This is a genomic window from Methylobacter sp. sgz302048 (genome assembly GCF_052162025.1).
In the GTDB taxonomy this organism is placed as follows: Bacteria; Pseudomonadota; Gammaproteobacteria; order Methylococcales; family Methylomonadaceae; genus Methylobacter.
Genome location: NZ_CP197401.1, coordinates 3,370,533 through 3,383,327, shown reverse-complemented (window position 1 = coordinate 3,383,327; position 12,795 = coordinate 3,370,533). Strand labels below are relative to the sequence as shown.

General features: G+C 57.2%; 6 protein-coding genes. 5 read left to right on the top strand and 1 reads right to left on the bottom strand.

Going from position 1 to position 12,795, the window contains the following annotated elements; all coding sequences use genetic code 11:
* Positions 1 to 4: 4 nt before the first annotated feature.
* Positions 5 to 958 carry an HlyD family secretion protein gene (locus ACTNE6_RS14925; RefSeq protein ID WP_228779106.1) on the bottom strand — a complete coding sequence of 318 codons (954 nt, stop codon included), beginning with the start codon at positions 956 to 958 and terminating at the stop codon, positions 5 to 7.
* Between the two features lie 1,012 nt (positions 959 to 1,970).
* Between ACTNE6_RS14925 and ACTNE6_RS14920 the strand changes: the two genes are divergently transcribed.
* The 5 genes from ACTNE6_RS14920 (at position 1,971) to ACTNE6_RS14900 (ending at position 12,652) form a co-directional block, all read left to right on the top strand.
* Positions 1,971 to 3,545, top strand: coding sequence for a fatty acid--CoA ligase (locus ACTNE6_RS14920; RefSeq protein WP_442497293.1), 1,575 nt, complete (start codon positions 1,971 to 1,973; stop codon positions 3,543 to 3,545).
* 42 nt (positions 3,546 to 3,587) lie between these two features.
* Complete coding sequence (locus ACTNE6_RS14915) at positions 3,588 to 4,493, top strand: TauD/TfdA dioxygenase family protein (protein ID WP_442497292.1); 906 nt, start codon at positions 3,588 to 3,590, stop codon at positions 4,491 to 4,493.
* The gene (locus tag ACTNE6_RS14910) at positions 4,490 to 5,032 is read left to right on the top strand and encodes an FcoT family thioesterase (protein ID WP_228779107.1); all 543 of its coding nucleotides are present in this window, start codon (positions 4,490 to 4,492) and stop codon (positions 5,030 to 5,032) included. Before ACTNE6_RS14915 ends, ACTNE6_RS14910 begins: the two co-directional genes overlap by 4 nt.
* Positions 5,033 to 5,310: 278 nt before the next feature.
* A complete protein-coding gene (locus ACTNE6_RS14905; RefSeq protein WP_442497291.1) occupies positions 5,311 to 11,226 on the top strand; it encodes an amino acid adenylation domain-containing protein in 5,916 nt (1,971 codons plus the stop codon).
* A complete protein-coding gene (locus ACTNE6_RS14900; protein WP_442497290.1) occupies positions 11,216 to 12,652 on the top strand; it encodes an efflux transporter outer membrane subunit in 1,437 nt (478 codons plus the stop codon). Before ACTNE6_RS14905 ends, ACTNE6_RS14900 begins: the two co-directional genes overlap by 11 nt.
* Positions 12,653 to 12,795 lie beyond the last annotated feature (143 nt).

Here is a 12,795-nt window from a genome sequence, read left to right as displayed (position 1 = left end):
TCGCTTACCCGACCCTGACTTTGACCACCGTGGACAGACCCGGCCTCAGGCGGCCCAGATCGGTGCCGGGTTTGAAGCGGATCTTGACCGGCACGCGCCGCACGATCTTGGTGAAATTGCCGGTGGCGTTTTCCGGCGGCAACAGGCTGAATTCGGAGCCGGAAGCGGGCGCGAAGCTGTCCACCATGCCTTCGAACCGGCTGTCGGGATAAGCGTCGATCAGTATGTCCACCGGCTGGCCCGGCTGCATGCGCCCGATCTGCGTTTCCTTGAAATTGGCTTCCACGAACAGGCCGTCGGTCGGAATCAGGTAGGCCAGCACGCTGCCGGGCTTGACCAGTTGCCCGACCTGCACGCTGCGATTGCCGATGACGCCGGCGATGGGGGCGACTATGCGCGTGTTCGCCAGGTCGATGCGGGCTAGCTCCAGGGCGGATTGGGCTGCCTTCAGTTTGGCCCGGGTTTCGTCGATGCGCGCTTCCAATGAGGCCAGTTCGCTCTCCGCTTCCAGCCGTGCCGAGAGCGTTTTCTCCCGTTGAGCCGCCGCCTGCTTGAGGGCGGATTCGGCGGCATCGCGGGTTTGGGCTGAAACCGCTCCCTCCGCCGCCAGGTTGCCGAAGCGTTTCGTATCTTTCGCGGCGCGCTCCAGATCGGCTTCCGCGGCGGCGATATTGGCTTCCTGCTGGCGGATTTTGGCGCTCTGCGTGCGTTTCTCGGTTTCCAGCGTATGGATGTGCGCCGTTTCTATCAGCACTTGCGCTTCCGCCTGAGCGACCTTGGCCTGGAAATCATGATCGTCTATCACAACGAGCAGATCGCCCGGCATCACTTTCTGATTGTCCTCGAACAGGACTTCCTTGACGTAGCCCGTCTCCTTGGGGCTGACCAGGCTCAGGTGCGATTTGAGGTAGGTGTTGTCGGTTGTCTCGAAGGGATGGATCGCTTTGAGCCAGTACATTGTGCCGCCCGCGATAGCGGACACAATTATCAGGAGGATCAGGAGGGTTCTTGGAAAAAGGGAAAAGCGCATGTTCTTTCAGTGCCTTATCAAACGGTGTGTGTAGTTCAGAAAACAGCAATAGGCCAGTCCCGGCAAACGGCTACCTGGCCGACAGTAGTTATCCGCCGATTAAGCGGATAAAGCCTCCTGAACCGGTGCCGGACATTCTGCCGAGGTCGTATTTTTTAATCCCATTTTTTGCACTGTTTTTTCCTGCGTTTTGAAAGATGTATAAGTTGTTTTAAGCGCACTTAGAGAAATCCAAAGTCCCCAAATAACTCCCGGAGGAGAGACTGTCTGACTGTAATGATGGCAACAACCCGATAAGCTGCGCACCCGTCAGATAACGTAGATCTCCTGCAAGTACCGTGCCATTCGATGAAAACATTCCGGGGCTGACAAACCCGATCCGGTTGATTTCCGGCTTTGAGAATACTTGAGTAAAAACGGAAACGACTCGGTATTCAACCAGCCAACACGTAGAAATATGCAGAGGGTTAAGGGATGCAAGCGGCGAACTCGATGCCTTATATGAAAGCTTCCTTAACGGCGAATCTACGGGTACCTGAAGCGGGCATCATTCTACTATGGGCCAAGTCAGCCGCAAAACAGGTCAAATAACACAATACAGAATATTAGTAAAATAATAACTTATTGTTTTTTATAATAATTATTATTTAATCGGTCAAATCCCATATATCAAGTGCGGTATATAACATAATTTTTGGATAAAAAACGATGAATATCGATAGAAATCGATGAATACGCCAAAAATCTTCTGGATGAAGTTACGCAGCTCATGCTCGGAAGGGAATGCATAAGATCGAGCCAAGCCCCGCCAAAACTGGAACGCGGCTTATTTTTCCGTTTCGCCAGCCGGGGTTGATTATCGGTTGGCATAGCAATTGCAGTCTGGAAGACAGTGTCAATTTCCCATCAGTACGGGCCGATAAGAAGGAGTCTTTAATCCATGAAATCCAGTGAGTTTCAAACCCTTGCCGAGATGTGCATCCAACAGGCCCAAGCGCGGCCGGATGCCGTTGCCTTTATAGCGGGCAACAATCGACAGACGTTTCAGCAGCTTGATCTAAGCAGTAATCAAGTCGGCCACGGCTTGATCGCAGCCGGCATCAAGCCTGGCTCCAGGGTAGCGATAATCGGCAAGGATACTATTGCTCACTATGAGATTCTGTTCGGCTGCGCCAAGATCAAAGCAGTGCTGGTCGATCTGAACTGGCGGCTGGCTCCTCCCGAGATACTTTATATCCTGAACGACAGCGAAACCGAAGTGCTGTTTGTGGCGCAGGAGTTTTTCCCGTTAGTCGAATCTCTGGCAGCGCAACTGACCAGCGTTCGGACGATAATCGCTCTGGACGGTGGGCATCCGGACTGGCCGGCCTATGAGGACTGGAAAACCGCGAGACCGGCCACACCATTTGCGGGTGAATACAGCGCCGACGATGCGGCCGTGCAAATGTATTCCAGCGGCACGACAGGGCGGCCTAAAGGCGTGCAACTCGCGAATTACAGCTTTTTCAGGCTGATGCAAGGCATGCGGGCGGCCGGCGATACATGGATGTCGCTGAATCCGGCCGACACCCTGCTGCTGGCTCTGCCGCAGTTTCACATAGGCGGGCTCTGGTGGGCCATACAGGGTTATGCAGTCGGCGCTGCCGGCGTCATCGTTGACACCTTCGTCGCCTGGCAGGCCCTGCAGCTGATCGAGCGGCATCAAGTCACCAAAGCCGTGCTGGTGCCGTCGATGATCCAACTGATGCTGGAAGAACCCAGCTGCGCGCAAACCGATTTATCGTCGTTCAAAGGGCTGCTCTATGGCGGCTCGCCGATTGCCCCGCCGCTGCTGCGCAAGGCCATGGAAATCTTCGGCTGCGACTTCTTCCAGATATACGGCCTGACCGAGACCGGCAATATGGCCGTGTGTTTGCGTCCGGCCGATCATTGCCCGGAAGGCAGTCCAAGGATGAAAGCCGCGGGCCGGCCCTTGCCCGGCGTCGAGATCAAGATCATTGACGGGCAAGGCCGGCTATTGCCGGCAGGACGCAGCGGCGAAATCTGCATTAAATCGCCCAGCAACATGCTGGGCTATTGGAAGAATGAATCCGCCACCGCGCAAACGCTGGTCGGTGGCTGGGTACATACCGGCGACGTGGGCTATAGGGATGAGGAGGGCTACGTCTATGTCTGCGACAGGATCAAGGACATGATCATCTACGCGGGAGAAAACCTGTTTCCCGCCGAAATTGAAGCCGTGCTCAGCGAGCATGAGGCGGTCGCCGAAGTCGCTGTCATCGGGATTCCCGATGAGAAATGGGGGGAGGTTGTAAAAGCCTTTGTCGTGCCGCGCCAGGGCGGCGAAATCAAGCAACGGGAGTTGATCGATTTCGCCAGAAGCCGGATCGCGGATTTCAAAGTGCCTAAATCGGTTACGTTTGTCGATGCCTTGCCGAGAAATCCAAGCGGTAAAGTCCTTAAACGGGTGCTGAGGGCGCCGTTTTGGCAAGATCAGGACAGGCAGGTTAGTTAGTAAGTAAATTCACAATATAGATCATAAAAGGAATAATAAATCATGAATGCAGTGGTATCTGAAAATCGAGTAACCATCACCGAAGCAGCACCAGGGAAAATCGGCGCCGAAGTCAGGGGATGGGATGTTACGACCTTTACCCCGGGCTGTTCCGAAGCGGAAATGCTCCGGCAATTGATCTACCGTAATAAAGTGGTCGTCATGCGCGGTCAGCGCCTTGACATGACCGAACAGGAACAAGTCAATTTCGCCAGAGCGGTAGGCCGGCCTCAAGTTTATTTCCAAGCGAATTATCATCACCCCGATTATCCCGAGATTTTCGTTTCCAACAACCTCAACGAAGACGGCAAAAAATTCGGCGTTTCCGGTACAGGACGCTATTGGCATACGGATTGTTCTTTCGAGAAACATCCTCTGCCCTTTACTTCGGTACGCCCTATATTCTTCCCTAAATCGGCCAGGGAAACCTCTTATATCGATATGGCGCGCGTCTACCGCGAACTCCCCGATGATTTGAGGCGCTATGTGGACGGCAGGATGGCGATGCAGGAAGCCTGGCCGCGTTACAAAGTACAGGCGTGTGATCTCGACCGTTCGATTGACGAACTCATCACAAACTTCAAAGCCGAATGTCCGCCGCAGGCCCACCCTGCCGTCATTGAACATCCGGTGACCGGCGAAAAAATCCTCTATATCAGCAGCGGCTTTACCAGCGGATTGGTTGGACTGTCCTATGAAGAAAATCAGCGGGTGATGAAGGCCCTGTTCGAATTCGCCGAGCAGCCGAAATTCATACACACGCATTTCTGGGAGGAAGGCGACATGATTATCTGGGACAACCGTTCATTGGTTCATAAAGGCTCCAAGGCCAAGCCAGGCGAATACAGCAGAATGTACCGCATCGGCATTTATGACGATCTGCCATTTTATGTGGGGATAGAACAATGAATATGTTAAGGATGGTCGACCCTCTGGAGAATGTCACCGTTACAGATATCGATGATGGTTTTATGGCCGAGGTGTTAAAGCCTTATTTCAACCACAGTCGTTATCTGAAACAGGCCTGGTTTATGCAATCGGACAGCTCTGATCCGCAAGGCCTGATCATGAACGGAGAATTCTCGATTCCCGAGTCCTGCTATATCGACGACACCGGGCATTTTAACGCCGTTGAGTTCAATATCTGCTTCAACCAGATTTGTTATGTGCATTTGGCACATTGCATTAAAAACGCGTTGATACCGGAATTATCGGATGATTACGATATGGACACGTTTTTCGAGAAGCAGCTGCCGAACGTCTTGATCGCAAAACTCACCTCGAGCTATCAAAGCCAGCTGAACGCCAAGCATTTTTACGGCACTTACGGCATTAATAGCATCAAGAAGACGTCGACATGCACATTCATCAAAACCTATTGCCGTTTTCATGATGACGCCAACGGCAGAAGCAAAGGAGAAGTGACACTCGCAGTAATGGCGCCATAAAGTCCGAAGTATCGCCTGCTTTCCGCGAAACCTGAAATAGGTTCGTCCCCTCCGATTTCAGGAGCGGAAAACGGGCGACGGTTGTTGTTGCGGCGGCGCATTCGTCCTGAGCTTGTCCTGGACTCGTCCTGAGCTTGTCGAAGGACGGCCGCCTGCACCGCAACTGCGATAAAACACCGGGTCTTCGGCTATGCGTAGGCCTCGTTCGTTTGCGGGTTCTCGACTTTCTATGTTCCTTCAACGCCTTAGTTTTCCAGTTCAATAGACCAGCAACCGTTATGTATCCCAGCCCGATCATCACTACGTTACAACAAGCCCAGCCAGCCCAAAGAAAGCCGATATTGAACGCCTATATTCGCGAGTTACTGGCGAATTTTATCGGCATGGACAGTGCGGAAGACATAACACCCAATCAAAGCTTTATCGAACTGGGCACGGATTCTCTGCAAGCGGTGGGATTCAAGTCCAGGCTGGAATCGAATCTGGCTTGTTCGCTACGCACGACCTTGTTATTCGATCATCCCAGGATGGATTTGCTGGTCGATTATCTGATCGACGAGGTATTGCCGCTAGAGCCGATGTCGCCCGAAGAAACGCCGGACGCCGCCTTGGCCGCGCCGCCGCGCATCGGCAGCGACCCGTTGTCCGTTGGCCGGATGCAGCCGATAGCCATTGTCGGGCTGGCCGGATTGTTTCCCGGCGCCGATAACGCGGAATTGTTATGGGAAAAAGTCATGGCCGGCGAATGCCTGCAGCCGGACTCATACGCGCCGGCAGTTGCGTTCGGATACGGCCGCATCGACGAAAGCAGTCCGCCCGAAGACATCGGAACCAACGACCTTGCCGACCGCCAACTGCAACTTCTGAACCGGCTCATTGCGCAACTACAGAACGAATACGAAATTACCGGGCGGATGCTCTCGGAGACCATGACCGGCGTTTTCATAGCCGCCCAATCGTTCGTCGATCGCCTGGGTTGCTGCAATAACGGCGGCCAGCCCTATCGGGTTCCCATCGCCAACCAGCTATCCTTTCAATTCGACTTGAAAGGACCCAGCGAAGTCATCAATACCTTTTGCACCAGCGTCCATGTCGCGCTGCACCGCGCCGTGCAAAGCATCCGCTCCGGCGAATGCGAACAGGCCATCGTAGGCGCTATCAACCTCATAGATGCCGACGAATTCGCGTCCATGGCCATGCATGGCCTTTACGATCAACTCCTGAGCAGCCGCAACCGGACGCGCAGTTTCAGTGACGAAGCCGACGGCTTCGTCCGCAGCGAAGGCGTCGGCGTTATTATCATTAAGCCGCTGCAGCAGGCTCTGGCGGACGGCAATCGGATTCTGGCGATCATCAAAGGCAGCGCCGTGCATCACGGCGGCCGCGGCTATTCTCTGGAAGCCCCCAACGTGCAGGGGCTAAGGCACGCCATAACAGCCAGCATCGCCCAGACCGGCGTCGGCACCGATACGATCGATTATGTGGAAGCCCACGGCATCGGCAATACGCTGGCCGATGCCCTGGAACTGACCGCAATCAGCGACGCTTATCAGCTGTTGAGCGCGAATCCCGGCAAAAACTGGTTCGTCAGCAGCATCAAGCCCAGCATCGGCCATCCGGAGGTCGCATCGGGCATGGCTTCGCTGATCAAGGCCGTCAAGGCGCTGGAGCATCAGGCCATACCGGGCATAGCCGGGCTCGGAGAGCTCAATCGCGAATTGCCGGCCGATCATGCCCTGGTTCTGCAAAGCCAGTCCACCCATTGGCAAAACGGCTCCGCGCCACGCCGGGTAGCGCTCAACAGTTATGCGATCGGCGGCGTCAATGCGCACATTGTGCTGGAAGAATATTGCGGACAACAGGCGGCCGATGCCGGCGCCGCTTTTACTCAGCCATCAGCAAGTGCGGCTAACGCTCACGCAATGCAAGCCGCCGCTTTGAACGACGATACAGAGGCGGCGCTGGCGAGTCTGGTCGCTGAGGTGTTCGGCAAGGAGCTGTCGGCCATCGACCGTTCGCTATCGCCCGTCCATTACGGTTTCGATTCGATTCAGGTGGTGCAATTCATCAAGCGTCTGAACGAACGGCTGGGCTTGAACATCAAGGTCGCCCAGGCGATGGGCGCCAAAAACTTCGGCGAATTTTTCGATATGCTGGCGCGGCAAACGCGCAGCTCGGACACTATTGCGCCTGAAATGCCGCAAACGGCGGCGAGCGTGCCGACGACGCCGCAACCCTTGTCGGAAACCCAGAAAGGCCTGTGGTATATTCAGGAAACCTTTCCCGAGTCCACCGGTTTCAACGTCCCGCTGATTTTCCGGCTCAAAGCCCCGGCGGACCACGACTGTCTGCGAATGGCGCTGCTCGCGGTGCTGGAAGAGCGGCCGTTGCTGCGCTGCCGCTTTGAATGCCAAAAGGATGCAGCGGGTGAAGACATCGTCCAGAGGGTGGGAAGCGCCGCCGACAACCTTGTCATCGAGCATCTGACCCTGCCGGAAAGCGAACAGGCGGCGCCGTTCCTGCGCCAATTGCTGCAGCAGCCGTTCAATCTGAAAACCGATCCGCCGCTGCGGCTGTATACCGTAGAATGCCCGGCGGACCAGCGCTACTATGTGTTCTTCGTCATACACCATATCGTCATCGACGGGTTTTCTGGCATGCTGTTTGCCAACGAGCTCTGGGGCAAATACCAGATCCTGGCCGCCGGTGGCCAGCCGGCCGCGCAAGCGCCCGACACGACCTTTTTCGACTTCATCGCCTGGGAGCGCGCTTATCTAAGCTGCGCGCGCGCCGAAGACGACCTGGCTTGGTGGAAAAGCCGCCTGGCCGGCGTGCCGGCGACCATCGCCATGCCTTACGATACCCTGCCGCAACCCGATTTGCCCGATTTAGGGCTGGGCTGCGAAACGCTGACGCTGAACAGCGCAACCCTGTCCGCGCTGAAATATCTCGGCTCCATGCTGAACCAGAACTTGTCGGCGTTATTGCTGGGCGTCTTCAATATCCTGATCCACCGGCTGAGCGCGGAAGACGATATCGCCGTGAACATGCCGGTGGCCGGCAGGCCCTTGCAGCGCCATGAAAACACCATCGGCTGCTACATCAACCTGATGATCGTCAGAAACCAAGTCCGCCCGGACGATACTTTTCTGCAACTGGTAAAACAGATTGGCGCAAACCTTGCCGAAGCACTCGATCACGCCAATTACCCGTTTATCCGGTTAATGCGCGAGTTGAGGCTCACGCTGCTCAACCCGAGCGAAGTGCCGTTTTCGGTGTCGTTCACCTACCAGAACATCTTCGACGGCATACTAGGAGCCGAAGAGCGGCTGGGCGACGTCGAGCTGAGCTACGACGTATATCAGGAAACGATGGACAGCTACATGCTGGAAGTCTACGATTTCCGCGACAAGGTGGAACTGCACCTGAAATACCAGCGCAATCTGTTCGACGCCGCCACGATCCGCCGCCACCTCGATTATCTGGAAACACTGATAGCGGCCATCGTCGAAGATCCCGGCAGGCGCATCGATGAATACGATTGCCTGCCGGAGCAGGAGATAAGCCTGTTGCTGGACGGCTTCAACGATACCGCCGAGGAATTTCCCAAAGCGCATTGCGTCCATGAACTGTTCGAAGCCCGGGCGGCCCTGGCGCCGGACAGCACGGCCCTGATTTTCGCCGGCCGGCCAATGTCCTATGGCGCCCTGGCGGAACGCTGCCGGCGTCTGGCGATCTATCTGCAGGCCCAAGGCATGGGGCCGGATCGGCTGGTCGCGGTATGCATGGACCGATCCGCGGACATGGTTATTGCGGTGCTGGGCGTGCTGGGCGCCGGCGCCGCTTACCTGCCCATCGATCCGCATAACGGCGAGGACAGAATCCGCTACATGCTGACCGACGGCGGCGTCAGCCTCTTGCTGACCCAATCCCATCTGCAGCCGCGCCTGTCCGGCTTATTGGCTGACTGCGGCTGCCGGATTGTGGCCGTGGATGATCCCGCGTGGACCGATCAGGTATCCCGTAACACCGAACTGCGCCGCGAGGCCGGTCCGCAGCATCCGGCTTATGTGATCTATACATCCGGCAGCACCGGCAATCCGAAAGGCGTGGCGATCGCTCACCGGTCGTTGGTGAATCTTTGCCATGCGATGACGGTAAAATACGGCATTACCGAACAGGACAGAATCCTGCAGTTTGCCTCGTTGAGCTTCGATATGTCAGTGGAGGAAATCTTTCCTTACCTGCTGACCGGCGCCGGCGTCGTGATCCGCCAGGACGCCGATATCGAAGTGGACAATTTCTATCGGGTCGTCGTCGACAACGGCGTCACGATACTCAATCTCCCGCCGCAGTTCTACGGCGCGATAGCCGCGCTGGAACCGGAGCGGCAACAGCAACTGTTCAGCCAGCTGCGCCTGATCTCCTTCGGCGGCGAGGCTTTGCCGGAGGCGACACTGCAAGCCGTGCAGGACCGCGGCGTCCGGATATTCAACGCCTACGGCCCAACCGAATACACCGTCAATGCCGCTATCGCCGAGCTTGGCGCCGGGCAGCGCCTGACCATCGGCAAACCGATCGCCAACACCCGCCTGTATGTGCTGGGCAGATACCTCGAGCTGCTGCCCATAGGCGTGGCGGGCGAGCTGCATATCGCCGGCGAAGGGCTGGCGCTGGGCTATCTGAACAATCCGGAACTGACCGCCGAAAAGTTTATCGACAACCCTTACGCGCTCGGCAAACTGTACAAAACCGGCGACTTGGCGCGCTGGCTGCCGGACGGCACCGTTGCCTATGTGGGCAGAACCGACCATCAGGTCAAAATTCGCGGTTTCCGGGTCGAGCTGGGCGAGATCGAAAATGCGCTGACCGCGTTGCCGGAGGTGAAAAGCGCCGCCGCGATAGTCGCAAGGCCCCGCACCGGCGGCGAACGCCTGGTAGCCTATTACACGACCGATTTGGAAGCCATCGACGCCGACGGACTGCGCGAGCAACTGCGCCGCCGCCTGCCCGATTATATGGTGCCGGCCGTATTCGTCCGTCTGGACACACTGCCGCTGACCGCCAACGGCAAAATCGACCGCAAGCAGCTGGAACAGACGCCGGTGGAATTCGACGCCGGCGAACACTATGCCGCACCGCAAACCCCGGTCGAAAGGCAACTGGCCCGCATCTGGGAAGACGTGCTGGGTCTTGCGCGCGTCGGGCTCAACGACAACTTTTTCGAACTCGGCGGCCATTCCCTGCTGTCGATACAGTTGGCGAACAAAATCAATCAACAACTGCCGTTCTCGCGCATCGGCATTGCCGACATCATCCAATGCCCGACCGTGCGGGAACTGGCCGACCGCATCGGCAACGCCGACAGCAAACCGGCGGGCTCGCCTTATGTGGTCACGTTGCGCGACAGCATTCCGACCTTCATCATTCCGGGCATGCCGGGCTTAAGCGATGGCTACCACCAGCTGGCGGCGCGAATCGGCGATTGCGGCCCGGTGTACGGCCTGCAGATGAAAGGCTACGCCGGCAGCGTTCCGGCCGCATCGGTAGAGGAAATGGCCGCTCACAACATTGAGCAGATCAAAAACATCAAGCCGCGCGGCGCAATCAGGCTTTATGCCCACAGCTACGGCGGAACCGTGGTCTACGAAATGCTCAAGCAGCTGCAGGACAGCGAGATTGTGGTCGAAGACGTGGTGCTGATAGACAGCGGCGTCGCCAGCTGGCCGAAGCAAATGGACAAACTCTCGGTCATCGCCTTTTGCAGGATGATTCTTGAAAATGCCGGCATCGATCCTACCGGCCAGGAAGCGTTCATCACAGCCATTCTGGAAGACAAGCCTTATTCGGCCTGGAAAACCGAACTGGCAAAACTGCTGCACACGGCGATGGGCATTGACCCCGGCTATTTTCTGGATCTGTGGCATGTGGTCGAGACATCGCTGGCCGTCGATTACCGCTATCCGCACGGCAAACTGCCGCACCGGCCGACGCTGATCATCGCCGAGGAGAGCGAGCGTTGGCTGGAGCCGGACTGCTGGAACGCTTACTACGACGAGGTCAGAATCATCCATGCCGGCGGCGGGCATTATTCCGTTGTCGCCGAGCCTTATTGCTCGAAATGGCTGAAAGAATTGAAGCCCGGATGCCGTTTGGGCCCGGACTCTATGGAAGGACACTACTATGGCGCCTAAGGCCGGCTATTTATTGCTGCTGTGCAGTCTGGCCGGATGCACCATGGGGCCCGATTACCGGCCGCCTTCGCTCGCCGTCCCGGATCACTGGCAGGCCGAAAAGGACACCGGCCCGAATCTGAAATTTGCAACCTCGGAAAAGCTGAGAACCTGGTGGAAGAGCTTCGGTGACCCCCAGCTTGACCGGCTGATGGAACTGGCGCTGACCGATAATCTGGACCTCAAGATGGCGCTGACACGCATCGATCAGGCCCGCGCCGATCGTCGCTCGATCCGGGCGGAGCTGTTTCCGCAGATTGGCATAAAAGCGGGCGGCCAGCGCCACCAGAACTTATCTCCCATCTACGCGCGCGGCGTCCGTTTCAATATATTCGAGCTGGGTTTCGACGCCCTATGGGAAGTCGACTTGTTCGGGCGCCTGCAGCGTCAGCTGGAGGCAGCCAGCGCCGATCTGGAAGCGGCGGAGGAGGAGCACGCCCAGACGCTGGTGACGCTCACGGCGGAACTGGCGCGTTCTTACGTGGAATACCGCAACCTGCAGAACCAGCTGCGGATCACGCGCTCGAACCTGGAAGCGCAACGACACACGCTGAAGCTGACCGAAAGACTGTTCAATGAAGGCGTTGGCACGCGGCATGACGTGGTTAGGGCGCGCGCCCAGGCCGAGAACACCGAGGCGCAGCTGCCTACGCTGGAAGCCGGGGTGACTGCCACACTCAGGCAGCTGGAAGTGCTGATCGGCAGGCAACCCGGCACGCTGGATGGCGAGTTGCAGGCAACCGCCGCACTGCCGGTTGCATCGGCGCAAAAACTGCTGACTTCGCCGGCCGAAACCATTCGCTGGCGGCCTGACGTTCACGTCGCCGAACGCCGGCTCGCGGCCGCGACTGCCCTGCAAGGCGCGGCTATTGCCGAATTGTTCCCGAAAATCTCGCTGTCAGCCTTTTTGGGGCTGCGCAGCACCGACGTTGAAACCCTGTTCAAGTCAGCGGCCTTTTCCTACAGCACGGCTGCCAATTTGCTACAGCCGCTGCTCAATTTCGGCCGCATCCAGGCCGGCATCGATCTGACCAAGGCGCAGCAGCAGGAAGCCTATCTGATCTACGAAAAGACCGTGCTCGAAGCGTTGAGCGAGACCGAAACTACTCTGACTCGCTATTTGAAGGAGGAAGTGCGGCGGCAAACCCTGGCCCGCGCCGTGGCAGATCAGCGCGAATCTGTCCGGCTGTCCCAGCTGCGTTATAAGGAAGGGGTCATTACCTTTTTGGACGTGCTGGATGCCCAGCGCGCCCTCTACGCCGCCGAAATCGAGCTGGCTCGCTCCGAAGCAGAGACTTCCACGAATCTGATCGCCTTTTACAAGGCGCTGGGAGGCGGCGCGAACTCAGTGTCGGCGTCAGAAGAAATCGCTCAGGGGACATCATAAGCAAATGGCCTGACTGTTGCCGATCGTCGTCAGGCCTTGGCTCTCAGCCAGGAAAATATCAAGTCAAACAACAGTGGCCTGAAAATCAGTTTTGGTGCGGGAGCTAAGGAACATCATCTGGTGGAAACGGATTTCCACCGCGC